Source organism: Mesorhizobium sp. KR2-14 (genome assembly GCF_040049255.1).
Lineage (GTDB): Bacteria > Pseudomonadota > Alphaproteobacteria > Rhizobiales > Rhizobiaceae > Pseudaminobacter.
In genome coordinates this window covers 49,083-71,347 of the sequence record NZ_JBDZDR010000005.1, presented here as the reverse complement: position 1 = coordinate 71,347, position 22,265 = coordinate 49,083, and the positions used below count along the sequence as shown (strand labels likewise).

At 63.7% G+C, this 22,265-nt stretch carries 18 protein-coding genes, 1 tRNA gene and 3 pseudogenes; 13 read left to right on the top strand and 9 right to left on the bottom strand.

Annotated features, from left to right (window positions below; genetic code table 11):
* The first annotated feature begins 3 nt into the window (after nucleotides 1-3).
* Genes ABLE86_RS14630 through ABLE86_RS14620 form a run of 3 tightly spaced genes read left to right on the top strand, consistent with a single transcriptional unit; the run spans nucleotide 4 to nucleotide 3,019 of the window.
* Nucleotides 4-843: an ABC transporter permease gene (locus tag ABLE86_RS14630; protein ID WP_348779700.1), complete on the top strand. Its 840-nt coding sequence runs from the start codon at nucleotides 4-6 to the stop codon at nucleotides 841-843.
* On the top strand, nucleotides 840-2,255 hold the full coding sequence (locus ABLE86_RS14625; RefSeq protein WP_348779699.1) for an amidase: 1,416 nt from the start codon (nucleotides 840-842) through the stop codon (nucleotides 2,253-2,255). The genes ABLE86_RS14630 and ABLE86_RS14625 overlap by 4 nt, the downstream gene beginning before the upstream one ends.
* Complete coding sequence (locus ABLE86_RS14620) at nucleotides 2,255-3,019, top strand: ABC transporter ATP-binding protein (protein ID WP_348779698.1); 765 nt, start codon at nucleotides 2,255-2,257, stop codon at nucleotides 3,017-3,019. The genes ABLE86_RS14625 and ABLE86_RS14620 overlap by 1 nt, the downstream gene beginning before the upstream one ends.
* Nucleotides 3,020-3,122: 103 nt before the next feature.
* Here ABLE86_RS14620 and ABLE86_RS14615 read toward each other — a convergent pair whose 3' ends face one another.
* The 4 genes and pseudogenes from ABLE86_RS14615 to ABLE86_RS14600 form a co-directional block, all read right to left on the bottom strand.
* Nucleotides 3,123-3,968 (bottom strand): GNAT family N-acetyltransferase, encoded by an 846-nt coding sequence (locus ABLE86_RS14615; RefSeq protein ID WP_348779697.1) that lies wholly within the window; start codon nucleotides 3,966-3,968, stop codon nucleotides 3,123-3,125.
* A 4-nt stretch (nucleotides 3,969-3,972) separates the two neighbouring features.
* On the bottom strand, nucleotides 3,973-5,001 hold the full coding sequence (locus tag ABLE86_RS14610; RefSeq protein WP_348779696.1) for an NAD(P)-dependent oxidoreductase: 1,029 nt from the start codon (nucleotides 4,999-5,001) through the stop codon (nucleotides 3,973-3,975).
* A 31-nt stretch (nucleotides 5,002-5,032) separates the two neighbouring features.
* Nucleotides 5,033-6,103 carry a dihydrodipicolinate synthase family protein gene (locus ABLE86_RS14605; protein ID WP_348779695.1) on the bottom strand — a complete coding sequence of 357 codons (1,071 nt, stop codon included), beginning with the start codon at nucleotides 6,101-6,103 and terminating at the stop codon, nucleotides 5,033-5,035.
* A 399-nt stretch (nucleotides 6,104-6,502) separates the two neighbouring features.
* Nucleotides 6,503-6,685, bottom strand: a pseudogene (locus ABLE86_RS14600) (hypothetical protein); the annotation flags it as partial.
* A gap of 70 nt (nucleotides 6,686-6,755) precedes the next feature.
* On the opposite strand from ABLE86_RS14600, the pseudogene ABLE86_RS14595 reads away from it, so the two are divergent.
* Nucleotides 6,756-6,931, top strand: a pseudogene (locus ABLE86_RS14595) (IS6 family transposase); the annotation flags it as partial.
* A gap of 136 nt (nucleotides 6,932-7,067) precedes the next feature.
* A pseudogene (locus tag ABLE86_RS14590) lies at nucleotides 7,068-7,454 on the top strand (IS6 family transposase); the annotation flags it as partial.
* Nucleotides 7,455-8,667: 1,213 nt separating this feature from the next.
* Here the strand turns inward: ABLE86_RS14590 and ABLE86_RS14585 are convergent.
* Both ABLE86_RS14585 and ABLE86_RS14580 read right to left on the bottom strand, forming a co-directional pair.
* Nucleotides 8,668-8,743: transfer RNA gene (locus ABLE86_RS14585), tRNA-Ala, on the bottom strand.
* Nucleotides 8,744-8,908: 165 nt separating this feature from the next.
* Nucleotides 8,909-9,292, bottom strand: coding sequence for a TIGR02300 family protein (locus ABLE86_RS14580; protein WP_348779694.1), 384 nt, complete (start codon nucleotides 9,290-9,292; stop codon nucleotides 8,909-8,911).
* Between the two features lie 206 nt (nucleotides 9,293-9,498).
* Between ABLE86_RS14580 and aroA the strand changes: the two genes are divergently transcribed.
* The 4 genes from aroA to ABLE86_RS14560 all read left to right on the top strand — a co-directional run bounded on the left by aroA (nucleotide 9,499) and on the right by ABLE86_RS14560 (nucleotide 15,247).
* Complete coding sequence (aroA, locus tag ABLE86_RS14575; protein ID WP_348779693.1) at nucleotides 9,499-10,857, top strand: 3-phosphoshikimate 1-carboxyvinyltransferase; 1,359 nt, start codon at nucleotides 9,499-9,501, stop codon at nucleotides 10,855-10,857.
* Entirely contained in the window at nucleotides 10,854-11,501 is a 648-nt protein-coding gene (gene cmk / locus ABLE86_RS14570; protein WP_348779692.1) for a (d)CMP kinase, read from the top strand. The genes aroA and cmk overlap by 4 nt, the downstream gene beginning before the upstream one ends.
* Nucleotides 11,502-11,702: 201 nt before the next feature.
* Nucleotides 11,703-13,409, top strand: a complete 1,707-nt coding sequence (gene rpsA, locus ABLE86_RS14565) for a 30S ribosomal protein S1 (RefSeq protein WP_348779691.1) — start codon at nucleotides 11,703-11,705, stop codon at nucleotides 13,407-13,409.
* A gap of 188 nt (nucleotides 13,410-13,597) precedes the next feature.
* Nucleotides 13,598-15,247 (top strand): MFS transporter, encoded by a 1,650-nt coding sequence (locus ABLE86_RS14560; RefSeq protein WP_348779690.1) that lies wholly within the window; start codon nucleotides 13,598-13,600, stop codon nucleotides 15,245-15,247.
* A 236-nt stretch (nucleotides 15,248-15,483) separates the two neighbouring features.
* On the opposite strand, the gene ABLE86_RS14555 is transcribed toward ABLE86_RS14560, so the two are convergent.
* Genes ABLE86_RS14555 through ABLE86_RS14545 form a run of 3 tightly spaced genes read right to left on the bottom strand, consistent with a single transcriptional unit; the run spans nucleotide 15,484 to nucleotide 18,562 of the window.
* Complete coding sequence (locus ABLE86_RS14555) at nucleotides 15,484-17,073, bottom strand: 5-guanidino-2-oxopentanoate decarboxylase (protein ID WP_348779689.1); 1,590 nt, start codon at nucleotides 17,071-17,073, stop codon at nucleotides 15,484-15,486.
* On the bottom strand, nucleotides 17,070-17,720 hold the full coding sequence (locus ABLE86_RS14550) for a TetR family transcriptional regulator C-terminal domain-containing protein (protein ID WP_348779688.1): 651 nt from the start codon (nucleotides 17,718-17,720) through the stop codon (nucleotides 17,070-17,072). The genes ABLE86_RS14555 and ABLE86_RS14550 overlap by 4 nt, the downstream gene beginning before the upstream one ends.
* Nucleotides 17,717-18,562: an arginine deiminase family protein gene (locus ABLE86_RS14545; protein ID WP_348779918.1), complete on the bottom strand. Its 846-nt coding sequence runs from the start codon at nucleotides 18,560-18,562 to the stop codon at nucleotides 17,717-17,719. The genes ABLE86_RS14550 and ABLE86_RS14545 overlap by 4 nt, the downstream gene beginning before the upstream one ends.
* A 234-nt stretch (nucleotides 18,563-18,796) precedes the next feature.
* Here ABLE86_RS14545 and ABLE86_RS14540 point away from each other — a divergent pair, with 234 nt between their 5' ends.
* The 4 genes from ABLE86_RS14540 (at nucleotide 18,797) to ABLE86_RS14525 (ending at nucleotide 22,240) form a co-directional block, all read left to right on the top strand.
* Nucleotides 18,797-19,612: an ABC transporter ATP-binding protein gene (locus tag ABLE86_RS14540; RefSeq protein WP_348779687.1), complete on the top strand. Its 816-nt coding sequence runs from the start codon at nucleotides 18,797-18,799 to the stop codon at nucleotides 19,610-19,612.
* Nucleotides 19,613-19,719: 107 nt separating this feature from the next.
* A complete protein-coding gene (locus ABLE86_RS14535) occupies nucleotides 19,720-20,448 on the top strand; it encodes a transporter substrate-binding domain-containing protein (RefSeq protein WP_348779917.1) in 729 nt (242 codons plus the stop codon).
* A 266-nt stretch (nucleotides 20,449-20,714) separates the two neighbouring features.
* Nucleotides 20,715-21,431: an ABC transporter permease gene (locus ABLE86_RS14530; protein ID WP_348779686.1), complete on the top strand. Its 717-nt coding sequence runs from the start codon at nucleotides 20,715-20,717 to the stop codon at nucleotides 21,429-21,431.
* Complete coding sequence (locus ABLE86_RS14525; RefSeq protein WP_348779685.1) at nucleotides 21,428-22,240, top strand: ABC transporter permease; 813 nt, start codon at nucleotides 21,428-21,430, stop codon at nucleotides 22,238-22,240. The genes ABLE86_RS14530 and ABLE86_RS14525 overlap by 4 nt, the downstream gene beginning before the upstream one ends.
* Nucleotides 22,241-22,265 lie beyond the last annotated feature (25 nt).

Below are 22,265 nucleotides of genomic sequence, written 5' to 3'. Positions count from 1 at the left end.
TGCATGTCGGCTGTAACGCAAGGAGAAGACCCGCGTATCGGCTCCACTGTCGCATCGTCGCGATGGACAGAGTCTTCAGAACAGATCCCACGCTATGCGATCATCGTCGGCGTGCATCTGGCTGTCATCCTGGTGTGGCATCTGGTGTCGGTGTCGGGAATGGTTCGCCCCTTCATCCTGCCTTCGCCATCCGCGACGGTCGTGACGTTGTTCCAGTCGCGCTACAAGTGGCTCGACAATACCTGGGTGACTGCTGTCGAGATTTTCGCCGGATATGGGCTGGCGGTAGCCTTTGGCGTTGTCGTCGCGCTGCTGTTTTCGTGGTTCCGCATCCTGCACATGGCGTTTTTCCCACTCTTCGTGACCATTAGCCTTATCCCGAAGGTCGCGCTCGGACCGCTACTGGTGGTGTGGATGGGTTACGGCATCTCCACGAACATCTTCTTTGCCTTCATTTTGTCGTTCTTCCCCATTCTCATCACGACCGCACGCGGGTTGCGGGAGGTCGAGCCGGATCTGCTTGACCTGGTGCGCAGCCTGAACGGCTCTCGCCTGCAAATTTTCCGCAAGATCCAGCTTCCCGGTGCCCTGCCCTACATCTTCTCATCGATGAAGGTCGGCGCGATCCTCGCGGTTGCCGGCGCGATCGTTGGCGAGTTCGTGGCCTCAAGCCGGGGGCTCGGCTATCTGATGATCCAGGTTCAGGGCCAGCTGGATACTGCAGGCATGTTCATGGCGGTGATTATCCTGACGCTGCTGGGCGTGCTGCTCTATGCTGCCGTGCAGTTCCTGGAGCGCATATTCGTGGTCAAGGATGCACGTCTTGACGGAGGCCCTGCATGAGTGCGGCCAGCGGCAATCTTGCGCTGCTTTCGGCGGTCGAACTGATCGAGGGCTATGGAGCGGGCAGGTTTTCTCCGGTGGATGCGCTTGAGGCCGTCCTTGTACAACTGGACCGGCTGGAACCAGAACTGAATGCGTTTTGCCTTCTTGACCGCGAAGGCGCGCGTGCGCAGGCGGAAGCATCAGCCGCGCGCTGGAAAAGTGGACAGGCACAGGGGCTGCTCGACGGCGTGCCGGTGTCGGTGAAGGACATCATCCTAACCGCAGGCTGGCCGACACTGCGCGGCTCGCATACGATCAATCTGGAGCAACCCTGGAGCGAGGATGGCCCGGCGGTTGCGCGCCTGCGCGAGCACGGAGCGGTGCTGTTCGGCAAGACGACGACGCCGGAATTCGCCTTCAAGGGCGTGACCGACTCCCCGCTGACAGGCATCACCCGCAATCCATGGAACACGGCGCTGACGCCAGGCGGCAGCAGCGGTGGCTCAAGCGCCTCCGTTGCGGCAGGCATATCGCCGCTGGCGCTGGCGACTGATGCGGGTGGCTCGGTGCGGATCCCCGCGAGCTTCGCCGGTGTATTCGGCCACAAGCCGTCAGGCGGGCGCGTTGCGATGTATCCGCCAACCCCCTATGCGACGCTGGCCGGGTTCGGACCGATCTCGCGTACCGTACGGGACGCAGCGCTGATGATGAGTGTCATCGCCCAGCCGGATCTGCGCGACTGGGAAGCGGACCCCTCCCCTTCCCCGCGCTACGACCTGGAACTCGAAGCGGGTGACCCCTCGCATTGGCGCATCGCTTTCAGCCCGACGCTCGGCTATGTCGACGTTCAGCCCGAGGTTCTCGAAATTGTTGAAAACGCGGTCGAGACATTCCGCAGCCTCGGCGCGCAAGTGGATGTGGTGGATCATGTCTTCGACGACCCATGGCCTACCCTTGTGAGCTACAAGCGCGGGCTGACCGCTTTTGCCTTCCGCAACATGCCCGCCTCGCGCTACCCCGAGATGGATCCGGCGCTGGTTGAGGAAATCGAAGAATGCAGGGGTGCCAGCCTGGAGGAACATCTCACCGCGCAGATGGAGCGTGCAGCGCTTGCGCGCCGGATGGCGGACCTGCACCAAACCTATGATTTGCTGTTGACCCCGACCCTCGCAACGCCGCCGTTCGAAATCGGTCGCAATGCGCCCGAAGGCTACGAAGGCCGCTCGTGGTACGGGTTCACCTTCCCGTTCAACCTGACGCGCCAGCCGGCCGCCAGCGTGCCTTGTGGCCTGACGCGGGACGGACTGCCCGTTGGACTGCAGATCGTTGGCCCCGCGCGAAATGATCTTGTCGTGCTTCAAGCTGCCCGCGCCTTTGAACGTGCAAGTCCGTGGCCGCTGACTGCGCCGATTGCCACCAGGAACGACTGATGATGAGCGAACGCCTGATCAACCTGCAGAACGTCAAGAAGGTTTACAAAACCCGAGACAAGGAAGTGCTGGCTGTCTCCGACGTCACCATGGAGGTGAACGACGGCGATTTCGTCTCGCTGGTCGGGCCTTCTGGTTGCGGCAAGACGACGGTCTTGAAGATACTTGCCGGGCTCCACAAAGCCGATGGAGGAACGGTCGAAATCGGCGGTGAAAACATACCGTTCGTACCGGGTCGCGACATTGGCATGGTGTTCCAGCAGGCGCTGCTCCTCAAGTGGCGCAGGATCCTTGACAATGTCTTATTGCCGGCGGAGATCCTTGGCCTGCCCATGAAGGCAAGCCGTGAGCGGGCGCTGGATCTTCTGGAAATGGTCGGGCTTGGCGGTTTCGCGAACCGCTATCCTTATGAATTGTCGGGCGGCATGCAGCAGCGCGCCTCCATCGCGCGCGCACTGGTACATGATCCCAAGCTCGTTCTGATGGACGAACCCTTTGGTGCGCTCGACGCGTTGACGCGCGAAAAGATGAACCTCGAGATGCTGCGCATCTGGGCTGAGTCCAAGAAGACGATCCTGTTCGTGACGCACAGCATTCCCGAAGCCGTGTTGCTGGGTTCGCACTGTGCGGTGCTGACCGCCGGTCCGGCGCGCATGGCCGAGCATTTCCCAATCGACCTTTCCTACCCGCGCACGCTGGCAATGAAGACCAGCGAAGAGTTCGGCGTCTACAGCCGTCGCATCTATAAACTGCTCGACATGTAATTTTGTCGGGCCTGCCGATTAGCGGCATGTGTGAACGAAACAGGCGCAGCATCATTGCTGCGCCTGTTTCGTTGTCCGGTGATGTTGAGTTGCGAGCGCCTGCTCAGGCGAACTCGGGACCGGTCAGGGCGAAGACGAGACGGGTGTCGTCGAACGCTTGCGTCTTTCCACGCAGCATGCGCGTGAATGTGCGCTGGGCGGTGAAGTTGCGAGCCTCAAGCGCGGCGCGAAGCGCAACATGCCCGTCAGGGAGGTCAATGAAGACCGGTCCTTCGGATCTGTCCAGAACGTGGTGCAAGAGTTCCACTGCAAGCGCCTCGTCTCGCGCCACCAACGGACCGACCTGCGTCGCACGGCGGCCTTCGCGGGCAAGCACGAAGCCCAGGCAGGTGTCGCCATCGAAGATGCCCGAGGCAAGATCGGGACGCCGACGTATCAGGCTGGCGACGAGCGCGCTGCGGTCGATGCCGAATGCGTCATGATCGAGTGCGAGCAATGCATCGAGATCGTCGGCCATTACGGCTCGAATGGCTGGGCTTGAGTTGGTCGTCGCGCGGGGAAGTGGCCCATCGCACTGCATTCGAGTGATCGGGTAGATGTCAGTGTAGCCCAGATGCAGATAGACTTGGCGGCCGGCGGGCGTTGCATCGAGCCCCGCGGTCAGGCCCAGTTCGTCCAGGCGGTTACCTGCCCATTTGAGAAGATGCGTCGCGTGTCCGCGACGCTGTGCGCTGGGCGTGACGAGCACCATGCACACCCAGCCGACAGGTCCATGCAGGACGATAGCGGCTGTGGCGATCAGCGTGCCGTCCTGAAACAGCCCGCATGTCTCGCCGATCTCGAAGATCGTCTTCCAGTCGTTTGCGGTCTGGTTCCATCCAGCCTCGGCGACCAGCCGCAAGCAGGCATCAGTGTCGGCTTCTGCGAGTGGGCGCTCAAGGATGGTCATGGGATCAATAGGTTCCGCTTCTGACTTCGAAATGCGTGGCTTTGCCCAGGCTGCCAAGACCGCGCTTGAGCCAGTCTGCCTGCCAGTCGATGAGACGCGCCAGCGGCACGTTCGGATAGCCGAATAGTGATGCGGCGCGCGACGTGTTGGCGAGCCATGCGGTCGGGGCTTCCTGCCCGACGATCTTGACCTCGCAGCCGAAGCGCTTGGCGAACTCTTCCGCCATCCAGCGGATGGAAACGGTTTCAGGGCCGGAAACATTGAGAGGCTGGGCGGGCACTGTCGTGTGGCACAGCGAGCGCAGCGACTGCAAGCAAGCATCGCCCTGCCAGATCACGTTGACGTGGCCCATCGTGACGTCGATCTCTTCTCCCGCGAGCACCTTGCTCGCCAAGTCGTGCAGAACGCCATAGCGCATGTCGATCGCGTAGGAGAGGCGTAAGAGAAGGCTCGGCGTGTCCAGCGTCTTGGAGAAATGCTGGAAGATGCGCTCGCGCGCGATGCAGGACATGGCGTATTCGCCGGGAGGCGAAACAGGATCTTCCTCTCGCGAGCCGCCATGGGCGACAGGCGTAAAAGGATAAACGCAGATCGTCGAATAGGCGACGATGCGGCTTCCAGCGAAATGCTCGGCCACGAGTGCCGGGACGTGGCTGTTCATCGCCCAGGTCAGTTCTTCCGAGCCGTTGGAGCCGAACTTGCGGCCTGCCATGAAGATGACATTGCGCGCGCGCGGCAGGGCTGCGACCTGTTCGCGGTTGAGAAGGTCGGCCGTGATGGTCTCGATGCCGTGGGCTTCGAGATAGTCTCTCAGGCCAGGCTCGGAGAAGCGGGCGACGCCGATGACGCGGCGGTCCGGCGCCGCGCGTTTTGCCATCCGCGCGACAGTGGGGCCCATCTTGCCGGCAACGCCCACAATCATGATGTCGCCGTCCAGGCTGGCGAGGTCGTCGATCAAGCCTTGATCAGGCGTCGACATGAAATCGTCTAGCTCTTCCTCGCTTGCAAAGTATTCCGGGTAACGCTGGGTCATGTCAGTGCCTCGTCGTTCCAATCAGCTTCGTTCAATTGCCGTCGAGCCAGCGGCCGAGATTGGCCGCCACGAAGGCATCGTCAATAAGGTCGGGGTTGTCCGAGATGGCTCGGTCAAGCGCCTGCGACTGGCCGCGACCAAGCCCTTCTGCGGGATCGAGGCACCAGATGCCTTCGAGAAGGCCCTGACGACGCAGGATCTCGTGGCAGCCAGCAATACAGCCATGGAAATCGTTCTCGACGTCGAACACGGCAGCGTTCATGGCCGTGACGCGTGAGTCGAGCGCCAGCAGTTCCGGCGACAGGACGCCACCGCTCTCAACGGCTGCCTTGCACTGCTCGAAGAGCTGCACGGCTGCACGGGTCCAGACGCTCCAATGGCCCAGCAGGCCACCCTTGATGCGCACGTTGACTGCTTCCCCTGCCCTCTTCACGGTAAAGGGCAGCAGAAGATCGAGCACGATGTGGTCGTCATTGCCGGTGTAGAGCGTCACCCGGTCCTCTGCGCGCGCATCCACCAGCCCCTGTACAACATCGATCGTGCGGTAGCGGTTGAAAGGCGCCATTTTGATGGCGATGACGTTGTCGATTTCGCAGAAACGCTTCCAGAAGGAGCCTGGCAGGTGGCGGCCGCCGACCGCTGGCTGGAGATAGAAGCCAAACAACGGGATGCGGCGCGCGACCGCGCGGCAGTGCTCGATGATCTCGTCCTCGCTGGCGTCGCGCATCGCGCCGAGGCTGAGAAGTCCCGCGTGATAGCCCAGCCCGACAGCGATGTCCGCTTCCTTCACGGCCTGCTCCGTGCGACCGGCAAGACCGGCGATCATGGCAACGCTGCGGTCGGTGTGGACAGCCGCCGTCTCGGCTGCAAGCTGCAGGACGGGCTCGTAAAGACCAACCTCACGAATCGCGAACTGTGTGGTATGGACACCGACGGCGAGCCCGCCGACGCCTGCGTCGCAATAGTAGCGGCTAAGGGCGGGTTGCCGGCGGACGTCCAGCTGGCGGTTCGCGTCGAGCGCCAATGGGTGGGCCGGAATGGCGAGCCCGGCGCGGATGGCGTCGAGAACCTTCGCGTCAAGTTCATGTACAAAAAGCGGCATGTTGGCCTCAGTATATCAACTGTTTGGTTGATACTAGGTGCTGCGACGGCCCTGTCAATAGCGCCCGGGTGATGATAGTATCTCCCACAAAGTAGGGAGCTGGCCAATCCCGTGGCCGCGTTCGCCGGTGTGCGTAATACCTTCACCCTTCACATCGGGGAGTCTTGCCCAGTGTTCGGGCTCTCATCGATCATTTGGCTGCGCGGCTGCAAGTCGCGTTAAGTTAGAGATAGCTGCCCTGCGTAATTATCCCCGGGTCGGCAAGGAGATTGGTCATGCGGTAGGGGCGGCATTTGCAGGAATCGCGGCCTACGGGATGTTGACCGCAAGTCGGTTCCACACGCTTGGATCACTCCATAGCCCCCCGCTGAAAACACGCGGGCAAGGCTCAAACATGGGTCACCGAAAATGTCCGCTAATCCCGGGTCCAGTTGGAGCTTCGTTTCCGGGGGTGGTTTTGCCCCGAAGGGCGGATGAAGCAGCGGGCGATGGCGCGGAGCTACTCAAGTTGCGCAGCGCCAGAGCCCGACGCGGGTTGAAGGTGGAGGCGAACTCAGCTGGCGTCTGCCAGCCAAGCTGCGAGGGTTGTGTTGCAGCGTTTTGAATACCGGCACTGTGGCAAGGAGAGCCTCTGACATGTTCGGAGGATTGAATGTTCAAGGGCCGCCAGTTCGACCAGTCAGTTATCCTGCTTTGTGTGCGCTGGTACCTTGCCTACAGTCTGAGCTGCGTGATCTGGAAGAGATGATGGCCGAGCGGGGCATTACCGTCGACCACACGACCATTCACCGTTGGACCGTTCGTTGTGCGCCGCTATCGCTGGAGCGTTTCAACCGGTTCTGTCGCAAATCCTGCTGGTGGTCACGAGAGGAGCTATGTGCGCAGGGCTCAGAACTCCTGGATAAGCCCCGAGGGTGATGTCAGGTTAACCGGAGTTGAGGTTGTTAGCTGGTAGTCGGCGGACATGATTCAGTCCACCGTCAGTTACAAGCGCCATCGTTTCCCACCTTCCGTGATCGCCCATGCGGTCTGGCTGTATTTTCGGTTCCCGCTGAGCCTGCGTCTGGTTGAAGAGATGCTACTGGAGCGCGGCATCGTCGTTACCTATGAGACGATCCGCTGCTGGGGGAAGAAGTTCGGCCCAGACTATGCTCGCCGTTTGCGTCGAAAGCCGGCGAGCGCGAGCGATGTCTGGCATCTGGACGAAGTGGTCGTGACGATCGGCGGCAAGAAGCATTGGCTGTGGCGCGCCGTCGACCAGGATGGTTACGTGCTCGACGAGATCGTCCAGGCGCGCCGCGATACCAAAGCTGCCAGACACCTGCTGATCCGACTGTTGAGGAAGCAGGGGTGCCGGCTTCGCCCTACGCTAATAAAATAGAACGAATACTGCAATGCGGAGCCTCAACAAACAATGAATCCCCCCATGTAAGAAAAAATTACAGTGACAACTCAAAATATAGGATTCGCACAATTGTTGACATTTTTTGGCTTATACAACATGATCGCGGAATGCTGCACGTCGTAAACTCATTGTTACTTAACGTCGCACTGCCCATATGATAGTAAGGGCAATCGCCTCGTCCGCGAGACACGGCCAGTCAGCGGAGATGGATGTGAGGTGCAGGATGAGATGGAAGAGGCACCCGTGTCGTATGCGCTTCGCCGTTCCTTATCCTTCGAAACCATAGGTTCGATTAACGGCTTTGCTGCGCCATGCCGGCCGATGTCGAAAAATTTCGTCGCTACGTAGATCGCTTCGATCTGTCTGAAGCAGAAGGCCGAACCGATCATACTAATGTGGGAAATCGTCCAGGTGTTTGCCGACCGCGCCTTCGCACTCGAACCGCAGCAGCTTGTTACGCCCAGAATGCGGCCCGCGCAGGAAACACCTCGATCGAATCGCTCAAGGGGGCGATAGCCAGATGAGCCTCATGCCCTGCCTTAGTTACCGCCGCGTCTCGACCACTAAGCAGGCACGCGAAGGCCACGGCCTCGATGCACAGGAAGCCCGCACCCTAGACCATGTTCGCACTATTGGCGGCTATGTTGAGGCCGGATTCTGGGATGACATTACAGGTGGCGGCGACCTCATGAAGCGGCCAGGCATGGTCGCGCGATGGCTTTCGAGATGTTAAAGGACCTCTGGGACGGCAGGAGTAGGTCGTCTTGCGAGGCGGCAGCCAAAGACGAAGCTCGAGTTCATCTCATCGAGCACAAGATCGGTCAGCTGGCGAAACGGATCGTCGCATCCGACAGCAATGACGTGATCATGGCCTATGAAACTGAAATCGAGAAGCTGGGGCAAGAGAAGGCACTTCTTCGCAGTCGCGCAGCTGCATCCCAGCCCCCCCGCCACCTTTGCGGAGACATTTCGAACTGCGATGTCTTTCTTAGCCCAGCCTTGGGAACTCTGGGATTCCACAACTTGTCGGGCAAGAGGTCAGTGCTTCGCCTGGTGTTTTCCGGCAAATTATCATACGCCAGAAATGAGGGGTTTCGAACTGCCGAAAAGAGTTTGCCTTTCAAGGTCTTAGAGGCAATTTCACAAACAAACCCCGGTTTGGTGGAGCCAAGCGGGATCGAACCGCTGACCTCCTGCATGCCATGCAGGCGCTCTCCCAGCTGAGCTATGGCCCCACAATCCGGTAATTACCGGCGCCGTTTCCGGCGGGATAGTTGATTCAGCGTTGCCCCCGAACCGACCGTGAGGCGGCTTCTAGCGCCGCCTTTCGAGAAGATCAAGCCTCTTTCGAGCTTTTTCTTCAACAGGTGCGCCGCCCCTGCGGCGCACCTGTGGAAACATCAGTTTTCGTCGTCGTCGCCAACGCCGATGATGCCGGAAACGTCTTCGTCACCGTCTTCCTCGTCCTCGAGGAAGGTGTCGTCGTCGTCGCCCAGGTCGACGTCTTCCTCGTCATCGATCGAGATGATGTCCTCGTCGCCCTTGGTCTCCTCATCGGCGTCCTCGAGCGAGACGATCTCCGCACCTTCTTCTTCGGTATCGATTTCGCGTTCCTCGACCTCTTCTTCCTCGTCGTCGATCGGCTTGCTGCTGGTCGTCTCGAAGAAGGAGCGCGGATAGGTCTTTCCCGTGTAGGGAGAAACGATCGGATCCTTGTTCAGGTCGTAGAACTTACGCCCGGTTTCCGGATCGATGCGCTTTGTGCCAAGTTCTGGTTTAGCCACCGTAGATCCTCGTCTGAAAAGTTTGGTCCCCATAACCACAGTTTTAGGCGCTGTCAAAGCTAAAACAATATGATTCTCCGCGGCCGTAAAGGCCCCGTTCCGGCGCTGCGCGCGCAAGGGGATGACCCGCGCGGCGGGCCATGATAGGAGACCCGCGCAACAAACGGAAAGCCCCGGTTTTTCGTGTTCGCCAAGAGGTTATATTCATGTCGCACAACGCCCTCCCGCAACCCGCCACGGCAGCAAAGTCGCCTGCGCTTTCCGGCACGGTCCGCATGCCGGGCGACAAGTCGATCTCGCACCGTTCCTTCATGTTCGGCGGCTTGGCCTCGGGCGAGACGCGCATCACCGGCCTTCTGGAAGGCGAGGACGTGCTGCGCACCGGCGATGCAATGAAGGCGATGGGCGCCAGGATCGAGAAGCGTGGCGACGAGTGGATCATCCAGGGCACCGGCAATGGCTGCCTGCTGGAGCCCACCGCGCCACTCGATTTCGGCAACGCCGGCACCGGCTCGCGCCTGACCATGGGCCTGGTTGGCACCTATGACATGGAGACAACCTTCATCGGCGACGCCTCGCTGTCGAGCCGGCCCATGGCCCGCGTGCTCGACCCGTTGCGCGAAATGGGCGTGCAGGTGCTGAACGCCGCCCCCGGCGACCGCATGCCGCTGACGCTGCGCGGGCCGAAGGTGGCCGCCCCCATCAGCTACCGCGTGCCGATGGCCTCCGCGCAGGTGAAGTCGGCCGTGCTGTTGGCCGGCCTCAACACGCCGGGCATCACCACCGTGATCGAGCCGGTGATGACGCGCGACCACACCGAAAAGATGCTGCAGGGTTTTGGCGCCAATCTCGAGGTCGAAACCGACAAGGACGGCGTGCGCCACATCCGCATCGAGGGCCAGGGCAAGCTTTCCGGCCAGACGATTGCGGTGCCGGGCGACCCCTCCTCCGCCGCCTTCCCGCTGGTGGCCGCCCTCACCGTGCCGGGTTCCGACATCGTCATCGAAAACGTGCTGATGAACCCGACTCGCACCGGCCTTATTACCACGCTGCTGGAAATGGGCGCTGAGATAGAGCTATTCAACCAGCGCAACGCCGGCGGCGAGGATGTCGCCGACCTGCGCGTGCGTTCGTCCGAACTGAAGGGCGTCACCGTGCCGGCCGACCGCGCGCCGTCGATGATCGACGAATATCCGGTGCTGGCAGTGGCCGCCGCCTTTGCCGAGGGCGAGACGGTGATGCCGGGCCTGGAGGAACTGCGCGTGAAGGAAAGCGACCGTCTCGCTGCCGTCGCGCGCGGCCTGGAAGCCAACGGCGTCGACTGCACCGAAGGCGAAGCCACGCTCGTGGTGCGCGGCAAGCCGGGCGGCAAGGGCCTGGGCGGCGGCACGGTCAAGACCCATCTCGACCACCGCATCGCCATGAGTTTCCTGGTGCTGGGACTGGCAGCCGAAAAGCCAGTCACAGTCGACGACGCCAACATGATCGCCACCAGCTTCCCCGAGTTCATGGGGCTGATGACCGGCATGGGCGCCAAGATCGACATTCTGGAGCCCGCCGCGTGACGGGCTTCGTCATAGCCATCGACGGACCAGCGGGCGCCGGCAAGGGCACCCTGGCGCGCCGGCTTGCCGACTATTACCACCTTGCCCAGCTCGATACCGGGCTGAGCTACCGCGCGGTGGCGCACACGCTGATCGAAAAGGGCTGGCCGCTGGACGACGCCGCGCACGCCATAGAGGCCGCGCGCATCGTCGACCTCGGCCATCTCGACCGCGCGGTGCTTTCGGCGCATGCGGTGGGCGAAGCGGCCTCTAAGGTGGCCGTCATTCCCGAGGTGCGGCGCATACTGGTTGAAAAGCAGCGGGAATTCGCCGGAAAGCCCGAGGGCGCGGTGCTGGACGGGCGCGATATCGGCACCGTCGTCTGCCCCGATGCAGACGTGAAGCTCTATGTGACGGCAAGCGCGGAAGTGCGCGCGCAGCGGCGGCTGGACGAGATCGAGGAAAAGGGCGGCCACGCCGAGTTTGCGGAGATCCTTTCCGACATCGTGCGCCGCGACGAGCGCGACATGGGACGCGCCGATTCCCCGCTGCGACCGGCCGAGAACGCGCACTTGCTCGACACCTCGGAAATGGATATAGAAACCGCGTTTCTCGCGGCAAAGTCGATCGTCGACGACGCGATGGCCAAGAGAGGCACCGCCTGAGCTGGAATTTCCGCTCCTTCCCTTGCCGGAACCTGCGGAGCTCTCCATATCGGGCACGAACCCGCCTGCCAGCATTCACTTGCGCCGGAAAAGCCGCTTAATAGCGGTACAGGGCTAGAAAAGCCCGGGAATGCCGGCAGGACAACGCAACACGAACCCACGGCGCCAGTCCCCTACCAGAGGGACGCTCCAGGAGATCATATGTCACAAGCAAACCCGACTCGCGACGATTTCGCGAGCATGCTCGAAGAATCGTTCTCGGACGGTCATTCGGGCGAAGGCCAGGTCGTCCGCGGCATCATCACCGCGATCGAGAAGGACATGGCCATCATTGACGTCGGCCTGAAGGTCGAAGGCCGCGTCCCGATGAAGGAATTCGGCGCCAAGGCCAAGGACGGCACGCTGAAGGTCGGCGACACCGTCGAGGTCTATGTCGAGCGCATCGAGAACGCGCTGGGCGAAGCCATGCTGTCGCGCGACAAGGCCCGCCGCGAAGAGAGCTGGGTCAAGCTGGAAGAGAAGTTCAACAAGGGTGAGCGCGTCGAAGGCGTCATCTTCAACCAGGTCAAGGGCGGCTTCACCGTCGACCTGGACGGCGCCGTTGCCTTCCTGCCGCGTAGCCAAGTCGACATCCGTCCGATCCGCGACGTCACCCCGCTCATGCACAACCCGCAGCCCTTCGAGATCCTCAAGATGGATCGCCGTCGCGGCAACATCGTCGTTTCGCGCCGCACGGTTCTGGAAGAGTCGCGCGCCGAGCAGCGTTCGGAAATCGTGCAGAACCTCGAAGAAGGCCAGGTGGTCGAGGGCGTGGTCAAGAACATCACCGACTACGGTGCGTTCGTCGACCTCGGCGGCATCGACGGCCTGCTGCACGTCACCGACATGGCGTGGCGCCGCGTCAACCATCCGACCGAGATCCTCAACATCGGTCAGACGGTCAAGGTGCAGATCATCCGCATCAACCAGGAAACCCACCGCATCTCGCTCGGCATGAAGCAGCTCGAGAGCGATCCGTGGTCCGACATCGGCACCAAGTTCCCGCTCGGCAAGAAGATCCGCGGCACGGTCACCAACATCACCGACTATGGCGCCTTCGTGGAGCTGGAGCCGGGCATCGAGGGCCTGATCCACGTTTCGGAAATGTCGTGGACGAAGAAGAACGTGCACCCCGGCAAGATCCTCTCGACGACCCAGGAAGTCGACGTGGTCGTGCTCGAGGTCGATCCGGCCAAGCGCCGTATCTCGCTGGGCCTCAAGCAGACGCTGGAGAACCCGTGGGAAGCCTTCGCGCGCAACCACCCGGTGGGCAGCCCGGTCGAGGGCGAGGTCAAGAACAAGACCGAGTTCGGCCTGTTCATCGGCCTGGAAGGCGATGTGGATGGCATGGTGCACCTGTCCGACCTCGACTGGAACCGTCCGGGCGAGCAGGTCATCGAAGAGTACAACCGCGGCGACGTGGTCAAGGCTCAGGTGCTGGACGTCGACATCGACAAGGAGCGCATCTCGCTCGGCATCAAGCAGCTGTCGCGTGATGCCGTCGGCGAAGCCGCCTCGTCGGGCGAACTGCGCAAGAACGCCGTCGTCACCGCCGAAGTGACCGGTATCAAGGATGGCGGTCTCGAAGTGCGTCTCGTCGACCACGACATCGAAACCTTCATCAAGCGTTCGGACCTGTCGCGCGACCGCGACGAGCAGCGCCCCGAGCGCTTCACCGTCGGCCAGAAGGTCGATGCGCGCGTCATCGCCTTCGACAAGAAGACCCGCAAGCTGCAGGTCTCGATCAAGGCGCTGGAAATCGCCGAAGAGAAGGAAGCGGTTGCCCAGTACGGCTCGACCGACTCCGGCGCTTCGCTTGGCGACATCCTGGGCGCTGCCCTGAAGAACCGCGGCAGCAAGGACGACTGATAGTCGCCCCTTGCATGCAGATGAAAAGCCCCGCCGGAGCGATCCGGCGGGGTTTTTGTTTGGACCAATGGCCACGCCGCGAGACGAATTCACTCTTTCGGCGCATTGCTCTAGGCTGATGCGCAGACAGACGATTCACGAAACCTCCAAGTCCTCGCCGAAATCCGCAAACTGGCCAGCCTGACGAAATGAAAGAAAATTCCGCGATCGAACGGGCCTCGCCTCTGGCGCCCTTCAGGCACGGCATCTTCCGCTCGGTCTGGACGGCGAGCCTCGCCTCCAACTTCGGCGGCCTGATCCAGAGCGTGGCGGCGGCCTGGATGATGACCGCGATTTCCAACTCGGTCGACATGGTGGCGCTGGTGCAGGCTTCCACCACGCTGCCGATCATGCTGTTTTCGCTTGCCTCGGGCGCCATCGCCGACAGCTTCAACCGCCGCAAGGTGATGCTGACGGCCCAGTGCTTCATGCTGCTGGTTTCGATGGTGCTGACGCTGACCGCCTGGCTGGGGGTGATGACGCCCTGGCTGCTCCTGACCTTCACCTTCCTGATCGGTTGCGGCACGGCGCTCAACAACCCGTCCTGGCAGGCTTCGGTGGGAGACATGGTGCCGCGCAGCGACCTGCCGGCTGCGGTGGCGCTCAACAGCATGGGCTTCAACCTGACCCGCTCGGTCGGCCCGGCCATCGGCGGCGTGATCGTGGCCGCGGCGGGCGCGGCCGTGGCCTTCGCGGTCAATACCGTCAGCTATTTCGCGCTGATCTTCGTGCTGTTGCGCTGGAAACCGAAGGTGACGCCAAGCACCCTGCCGCGCGAAACGTTCGGCGGCGCGATGACCGCGGGGCTTCGATACGTGGCCATGTCGCCCAACATCGAGAAGGTGCTGGTGCGCAGCTTTGTCTTCGGCTTCACGGCGATCTCGGTGATGGCGCTGCTGCCGCTGGTGGCACGCGACATCGTGCAGGGCGGGCCGCTGCTCTACGGCGTGCTGTTCGGGGCCTTCGGCATCGGCGCTGTGGGTGGCGCGCTGATCAGCGCAAGGCTGCGGCAGGTGCTGACCAACGAATGGATCGTGCGGCTGGGCTTCGTCGGCTTTGCCGTCTGCGCCGCGATTGCCGGCACCAGCACCTTGGCCTGGCTGACCTGCGCGGCGCTGCTGGTGGGCGGGGCAAGCTGGGTGGTCTCGCTGTCGCTGTTCAACGTCACGGTGCAGATGTCGACCCCGCGCTGGGTGGTTGGCCGCGCGCTGTCGCTCTATCAGACGGCGACCTTCGGCGGCATGGCGCTGGGAAGCTGGATCTGGGGCCTGGTGGCTGATCAATACGGCCCGGGCGAGGCCCTGCTCTATTCGGCCGTGCTGATGATCGCGGGTGCTGCGCTCGGCCTGAAACGGTTCACCCTGCCCGAGCAGACCGCGCTCAACCTCGACCCGCTCAACCGCTGGAAGGAACCGCATCTGGCGCTCGACGTGAAGCCGCGCAGCGGCCCGATCACCATCATGATCGAGTATGTCATCAGGGAAAGGGATATCGCCGAGTTCCTGCAAGTTATGGCCGAGCGCCGGCGCATCCGCCGCCGCGACGGCGCGCGGCAATGGACGCTGTCGCGCGACCTGGAAAACCCCGATCTGTGGATGGAGACCTACCACACGCCGACCTGGGTGGAATATGTGCGCCACAACCAGCGCATGACCCATGCCGACGCGGTGGTCAGCGAACGCATTCGCAAGCTGCACAGCGGCACCGAGCCGCCGCGCGTGAAGCGCATGATCGAGCGCCCGACGGACTGGTCGGTCGAGCTCAGCCAGCCGAAGCCGGTGATCGATATCCACCATTGAGGGGCTGAGCCTCGCTTTGAGGACAAGGCCGTCACATGCTCAGATCATTTTGGCGGGCCTATACCCCCACCCCTGTCCCCTCCCCACAAGGGGGAGGGGGGACGATATCGTCGCCACAGCACTCAAAACTGTGAAGGTTGCGCCGGACAGTCATTGCAGCAGGGTCCCCCTCCCCCTTGTGGGGAGGGGTTAGGGGGTGGGGGTTATTTCAAATGGCCGGGACTTCGCCCGAGCCCCTACTCCACCCCGATCTCGATGAGGCAGGCCTTGCCGGCCGCACGCGCCCGTTTCAGCGCGGCGGGGAGATCGGCAATCGCCTCCAGCCTCTCCGCTCCCATGCCATAGGCCTCGGCCAGTCGACAAAAATCTGGCGGAGCGGGCGAGACGCCGACCGGTTCGACGCCGACATCGCGCATGGAGGTCTCGATCTCGCGGTAGCCGCGATTGTTCCACACCACGAAGATGACCGGCGCCTCGGCATCGAGCGCGGCACCAAGCTCGGGCAGGGTGAACTGGAAACCGCCATCACCCGAGAGACAGACCACCGGCGCATCCGGCACGGCAAGGGCAGCACCGATGGCTGCCGGCGGACCAAAACCCAGCGCGCCAAAGCCGGTGGCGGCGTTGAACCAGCCGGACGGACGGTCGTGGTCATAGTAGAGGTTGGCGGCATAGATGGGCTGGGTGGAATCGCCGACGATGATCGAGCCCGGCAGCGCGTCGCGGATCATCTCCACCACCTCGACCTGGCCGCGCATGGCCGGTCCGATTTCCTCCAGCGAAGCCGAGCGCGCCTGCTCGGCACGGGCCGCACCCCAGCCTTCATCCGAAGCGTTGCGGCGCGACGAGGCCAGCAATTCGCCCATGGCTTCCAGTGTCGCCGCACAATCGGCACGGATGCCGAGCGTGGCCGGATGGCGGCCGATCTGCTTGCCGTCGATGTCGATGCGGATGAGGTTTTGCGGTTTCACGAAGCCGCCGTCGCCATACATGTCGTAGTCGGTCGGGCCGAATTCGGTGCCGGCGGCGATCACCAGATCGGCCTCGGCCATCAGCACCCGCACCGCCTTCAGGCTGGGGCTGGCCGGCACGCCGAGCGGGTGCTTGTGCAAAAGTCCGCGCGCATTGGCGGTTTCCACCACCGGCGCGTCGAGAAGCTCTGCCAGCTTGCGCAAGGGCGCTTCGGCCATCTTGGCGCCGCCGCCGGCGAGGATAAGCGGGCGGCTGGCCGCGCCCGCCAGCCGGGCGGCCTCGGCCAGCGTGGCGGCATCGGGTTGCGGCGTACTTGCCTCGACCGGATGCGGGAAGAGCCCGTCGGCTGGCTTTGCCATGATGTCGGTGGGGATTTCGATGTGCACCGGACCGGGGCGACCGGATACAAACAGCGCGAAGGCGCGCGAAAGCACTTCCGGGAGCTCGCTGGCATTTTCGACTCGGTGTGAAAACAGCGCCACCTTTTCCATCATGCCGCGCTGGTCGGGCAGCTCGTGCAGGAAGCCCAGCCCTTTGCCGAGCGTGAGCGAAGCGTTCACGCCTGAGATCACCAGCATCGGAATCGAATCCGCCCGCGCCTGGCCCATCGCTGTAATGGTGTTGGTGAGCCCTGGCCCCGTAATCACGAAGGCCACGCCAGGCTTGCCGGTGACGCGCGCATAGCCGTCGGCCATGAAGCCGGCGCCCTGCTCATGGCGCGGCGTGACGTGGCGTATCCTGGAGCGGGCAAGCCCGCGATAGAGCTCGACCGTATGCACGCCCGGAATGCCGAACACGGTGTCGACCCCATGCGCCTCCAGCAATGAGATCAGCGCCTCCCCGACGGTGGTCATGTCTTTTCCTCCTCACGTAAATTCAATCCGAGCAGCGCCTCGACTGTGGCGATGGCGATCTCGACCAGTTCGCCCGGCTCGAAAATGTCGCCGGCAAGGCAGCCTTCGATCCACAGGCCGTCGATGATGGCGTTGATGGCAATGGCGTGGCGACGCAGTTCGGCCTTGCCGGCGGCGCGGCCCTCCGCCCTCAGCACCTCCCCCACCAGCGCCTCGACCTCGTCGCGGAAGCCGAGATAGCCCTCGCGGTGAGCGGTCGCTAGCGCCGGGTCGGAACTCGCCCGGCCGATGAAGCCGGCCCAAAGCGAAAATACCCGCGCATCCACCACCGGCGGCCCGAGATTGGCCGCGACGAAGGCAGCGAGGCGGCGGCGCGGGCCGGCACCTTCCATGGCCAGCGCCGCCTTGGCCTGCTCGGTCATGCGGCCGACGATCGCCGCATAGGCGGCCTGCAACAGTTCTTCCTTGCCGGGAAAATAGTGCCGGATGAGTCCCGCGGTCACGCCGGCGCGCAGCGCGATGGCGCGCACCGTGGCGCCTTGCAGGCCGCGTTCGGCGACGCAATCCAGCGTCGCCTCGATCAGGTCCTGTCGCCGCCGCTCCTCGCCCTCGCGGCGGAATTTGCGGCGGGAGGGGCCGTCGGTCATTGGCGCAGGATCGGCCGGGTCAGGCAGGTTGGGCCGCCCTCGCAGGCGATGCACAGCGCATCGGCCTCGAAGGTCTTGACCACGCAGCCGGCGGCCTCCATGGCGGCCAGCGTCTTGGGGAAGCCGGCCACGGCGATGACCTCGCGGGGCGCCGTGGGCAGCACATTGAGGCTGAGGCCGTTCGAGGCATGGAACTCGTCGGCATCGCCGTGGACCAGCGTGATGCCGCGCCCGCGCAGCATCTGGTAGAATGCTGCCGGCAGAAGCGGCGCATGGACCAGTGCGAGGTCGTCGGCAAGCGGGCTGATGACGGACATCAGATGCAGGCACGCTTCCTCGCCCTGCCAGAGCGGCAGGTCGAAGCCCAGAACGTCCACGCCGAGCGGACCCAGAATGCCAGCGAGCTGCCTTATGCCTTCCTGGTTGGTGCGCACGCCGCGGCCGACGGCGAGCGTGTGCGCGTCGACCCAGACGCAGTCGCCGCCCTCGACCTGGCCCGGCGCCTCGATGCGGCCGAGAATGGGAATGCCGAGGCGCGCATAGGTCTGCTCATGCAGCGCCGGCTCGGCCTTGCGCAGGCCCTTGCCCATCGACAGGATTACCGCGCCATGATTGGTCATCAGCGAGGGGTCATGCGTGAAGACGGAATCCGAAAGCCCGTCCTCGAGGTCGATCCATTCGATCTTCGCTCCGGAAGCAGCCACCATCTCGGCCAGCGCGGCGTGCTGGATCGCCGCCCTGGCCGGGTCGAAACCGGGCCCATAGTGCCATGCCGCGTGGTCGGCGCCGCGCATCGAATTGGCGGCAGAGCGCATCAGAACACGCCTCAAAGGCGCGGCCATGGACTGAGACCCGAAAGCGTTCACGAGCACCTCTCCAAGGTGAAAAAAATCAATAAATTTTCATGCCGGAGCTATTTATACACTTGCATAACAACCCCGCAAGTGCCGTAATGATCGGGATTGACGGGCCCGCGCAGACGGGTCCATGCTGATCTTGGGGAGGATCGCGCTGGGCATGATGAGCAGCCGGAGAAGTTGTCGACGAATTACCTGGCATTGCGGGGAGCGCCGGGAATGAACGCCGAGGGGGCTGCTGAAACTGCACCGGACCAGGCGTCGACCGGCGCCGCCGAAGCCATCCGCATCGAGAACCTGCACAAGAAATTCGGCGAACTGCACGTGCTGAAGGGCGTGTCGCTGACGGCGCGCGACGGCGACGTTGTGGCGATCATCGGCGGCAGCGGGTCGGGCAAGTCGACGCTGCTGCGCTGCATCAACTGCCTGGAGAACCCCACCAGCGGCCTCATCCGCGTCAATGGCGAGGAGATCCGCCTGAAGCGCGACAGCCACGGCAACGGCACGCCCGCCGACCGCCGCCAGATCGAGCGCATCCGCTCGCGGCTTGGCATGGTGTTCCAGAGCTTCAACCTTTGGAGCCACATGACGCTTCTGGAAAACGTCATCGAGGTTCCTGTGCATGTGCTGGGCGTCAGGCGCGAGGACGCGATCGTCACCGCCGAAAAGTTGCTGGCTCGCGTGGGGCTCTCCGACAAGAGCGACGTCTATCCGGCCTTCCTCTCGGGCGGCCAGCAGCAGCGCGGCGCGATCGCGCGGGCGCTGGCCATCCAGCCCCGCGTCATGCTGTTCGACGAGCCGACCTCCGCACTCGACCCCGAGCTGGTCGGCGAGGTGCTGCGGGTGATCGGCGACCTTGCGCGCGAGGGGCGCACCATGATCCTCGTGACCCACGAAATGAAATTCGCCCGCGAGGTCGCGAGCCACGTGATCTACCTTCACAACGGGCAGGTGGAGGAGGAAGGGCCGCCGGAGCAGATCTTCGGCGCGCCCAAATCGGAACGACTCAAACAATTCATCCGCAACATCGGCTGATGCAAGCGGAAGAAACAACGGGAACACTCAACAATTACAAGGGAGTCTTGCAAATGATCAAAGGTCTCAAGGCGGCAACGGCCGCGTTGGTGCTGGCCGTGGCGGGCATGGGCGTCGCGCAGGCCGATTCGTTGAAGGTGGGCATCGCCGCGGAGCCCTATCCGCCCTTTGCTGCGCCGGATGCCTCGGGCACGTGGGGCGGCTGGGAAGTCGAGATCGCCAATGCGCTGTGCGCGGAAGCCAAGCTCGAATGCGAAATCACGCCCATTTCCTGGGACGGGATCATCCCCGCGCTGACCACCAAGAAAATCGACATGATCACGGCCTCGATGTCGATCACGGCCGAGCGCGAGAAGACCATCGCCTTCTCCGACAAGTACTACAACACGCCCACCGGCATCATCGGCCCGAAGGGCGAGACCTTCGACGCCACGCCCGAGGGGCTGAAGGGCAAGATCATCGGCGTGCAGGTTTCGACCATCCACGAGGCCTACGCCAAGAAGCACTTTGGTCCGACGGCGGCTGAGATCAAGATCTACCAGACCCAGGACGAGGCCAATGCCGACCTGGCCGCCGGCCGCGTCGACGCCGTGCAGGCCGACGCCATCGCACTCAAGGACTTCCTGGATACCGACCAGGGCAAGGAATGCTGCGACATGAAGGGCAATGTCGTGGACGATCCGGAAGTGCTGGGCAAGGGCGTGGGCGTGGGCCTGCGCAAGGAAGACACCGACCTCCGCGACAAGATGAACGCCGCCATTGCAGGCATCCGCGCCAACGGCAAATACGACGAGATCGCCAAGAAGTATTTCGACTTCGACATCTACGGCGGCTGAGCCGCGGCGCCAGTGTCGCCGGCGGCCGCCCGCGCGCTTCGTTCCCGTGCCTCTGGTTGGGGGTACGGGGCTGAGCTGGGTTGCTGCGTGCCTGCCTCGGATCGCCTGAGACCCGGGCGCGCATGCTGCGGACGCGACAAGGCCGCACCTACGGGAATTGCGAATACGCCGGCGCTGTCCTTCCCCGCCCGCGGGGAACGGCAGCCGGTGTCAGGATAAGGGCCAGACCCATCGAGACCTTTCTCTCGCCCCTTCTTCAGAGCGGAGTGATCGAGCTCCTCTCCCCCGCCCCGCCGGGCTGGGGCGGCAACCTGCTGCGCGGGCTGGCCAATTCGGTGCAGATCGCGATCGGCGCCTTCGGCCTCGGCCTCGCGATTGGCACCGCCGGCGCCTACGGCAAGCTCTATGGCGGGCCGATCGTGCGCGACCTGCTGGAAATATACACGACGGTGGTGCGCGCCGTGCCCGAGCTGGTGCTGATCCTGCTGCTCTATTATGCCGGCACCGACCTCATCAATCGCGCACTGGAGGCCGCCGGCTATGCCCGCATCGACATCAGCGGACTGATGGCGGGCATCGTCGTGCTCGGCGTGGTGCAGGGCGCCTATTCGACCGAGGTGTTGCGCGGCGCCATCCTTGCCGTGCCGCAGGGCCAGATCGAGGCAGCGCGCGCCTATGGCATGTCGCCCGGCAAGATGCTGCGTCGCATCACACTTCCGGCCATGCTGCCCTATGCCATACCGGGCCTGGCCAATCTGTGGCTGATCGCCACCAAGGATACGGCGCTTCTGGCGGTAGTGGGGTTCAACGAGCTGACGCTGGAGACGCGGCAGGCCGCCGGCTCCACCAAGGCCTATTTCACCTTCTTCCTGGCCGCCGGCGTGCTCTACCTTCTGCTGACGCTGTTTTCCTCCGCAATAATTGGGCGCGTAGAGCGTTGGGCGCGGCGCGGGATGCCATCGGTCGCGGAGGGCGGAACATGACCATCAGCCTCGCCGACGACACCAAGCCCCGGCAGCGACCGCAGGGCTGGCTGCAGCCGCACCGCATCGGCCTGATCGCGGTGGCAGCGGCGCTGGTAGCCGCAGCGGCCGTGTTCATGCGCTGGGACTGGCTGCCGAACTATTACGGCCTGGCGCTGGCCGGCATCTGGCGCACCATCTGGATGCTGGTCGTCACCTGCGCGGTCGGTTTCATGATCGCGCTGCCGCTGGGGCTTGCGCAGGCCGCCGGCCCGCGCTGGCTGGCCTGGCCGGCCAAGGCCTTCTGCACGGCCATTCGCGGCACGCCGCTGCTCTTGCAGCTCTGGCTGCTCTATTTCGGCCTCGGCTCGCTGTTTCCGCAATTCCCATGGATCAGGCAGTCCGAGCTGTGGCCTTATCTGCGCCAGGCGTGGCCCTATGGCGTGCTGGCGCTGACGCTCTCCTTTGCGGCTTACGAGGGCGAGGTGATGCGCGGCGCCTTTGCCGGCGTGCCGCGCGGCCAGCTCGAGGCCGCCCGCGCCTTCGGCATGCGGCGCTGGAAGATCTTCCGCCGCATCTGGCTGCCGCAGGCGGTGAGCCGCGCTTTGCCGACGCTGGCCGGCGAAACCGTGCTGCAGCTGAAGGCGACGCCGCTGGTGGCCACCATCACCGTGGTCGACATCTATGCCGTCGCCTCGCGGGTGCGGCAGGACACGTTTATCGTCTACGAGCCGCTGCTGTTGCTGGCGCTGGTCTATCTGTGCGTCACCGGCATCATCGTGTTCGCCTTCCGCCGCCTGGAAGCGAGGATACCGGCGCGGCTGGGATAGAGCCGCCCGGGGAACACCTCCCCGC

What these genes read in the sequence shown, in the direction of transcription:
- ABLE86_RS14630 (WP_348779700.1), top strand. Translation starts at nt 4, where the DNA reads ATGTCGGCTGTAACGCAAGGAGAAGACCCGCGTATCGGCTCCACTGTC.
- ABLE86_RS14625 (WP_348779699.1), top strand. Translation starts at nt 840, where the DNA reads ATGAGTGCGGCCAGCGGCAATCTTGCGCTGCTTTCGGCGGTCGAACTG.
- ABLE86_RS14620 (WP_348779698.1), top strand. Translation starts at nt 2,255, where the DNA reads ATGATGAGCGAACGCCTGATCAACCTGCAGAACGTCAAGAAGGTTTAC.
- ABLE86_RS14615 (WP_348779697.1), bottom strand. Translation starts at nt 3,968, where the DNA reads ATGACCATCCTTGAGCGCCCACTCGCAGAAGCCGACACTGATGCCTGC.
- ABLE86_RS14610 (WP_348779696.1), bottom strand. Translation starts at nt 5,001, where the DNA reads ATGACCCAGCGTTACCCGGAATACTTTGCAAGCGAGGAAGAGCTAGAC.
- ABLE86_RS14605 (WP_348779695.1), bottom strand. Translation starts at nt 6,103, where the DNA reads ATGCCGCTTTTTGTACATGAACTTGACGCGAAGGTTCTCGACGCCATC.
- aroA (WP_348779693.1), top strand. Translation starts at nt 9,499, where the DNA reads ATGTCGCACAACGCCCTCCCGCAACCCGCCACGGCAGCAAAGTCGCCT.
- rpsA (WP_348779691.1), top strand. Translation starts at nt 11,703, where the DNA reads ATGTCACAAGCAAACCCGACTCGCGACGATTTCGCGAGCATGCTCGAA.
- ABLE86_RS14560 (WP_348779690.1), top strand. Translation starts at nt 13,598, where the DNA reads ATGAAAGAAAATTCCGCGATCGAACGGGCCTCGCCTCTGGCGCCCTTC.
- ABLE86_RS14555 (WP_348779689.1), bottom strand. Translation starts at nt 17,073, where the DNA reads ATGACCACCGTCGGGGAGGCGCTGATCTCATTGCTGGAGGCGCATGGG.
- ABLE86_RS14550 (WP_348779688.1), bottom strand. Translation starts at nt 17,720, where the DNA reads ATGACCGACGGCCCCTCCCGCCGCAAATTCCGCCGCGAGGGCGAGGAG.
- ABLE86_RS14545 (WP_348779918.1), bottom strand. Translation starts at nt 18,562, where the DNA reads ATGGCCGCGCCTTTGAGGCGTGTTCTGATGCGCTCTGCCGCCAATTCG.
- ABLE86_RS14540 (WP_348779687.1), top strand. Translation starts at nt 18,797, where the DNA reads ATGAACGCCGAGGGGGCTGCTGAAACTGCACCGGACCAGGCGTCGACC.
- ABLE86_RS14535 (WP_348779917.1), top strand. Translation starts at nt 19,720, where the DNA reads ATGGGCGTCGCGCAGGCCGATTCGTTGAAGGTGGGCATCGCCGCGGAG.
- ABLE86_RS14525 (WP_348779685.1), top strand. Translation starts at nt 21,428, where the DNA reads ATGACCATCAGCCTCGCCGACGACACCAAGCCCCGGCAGCGACCGCAG.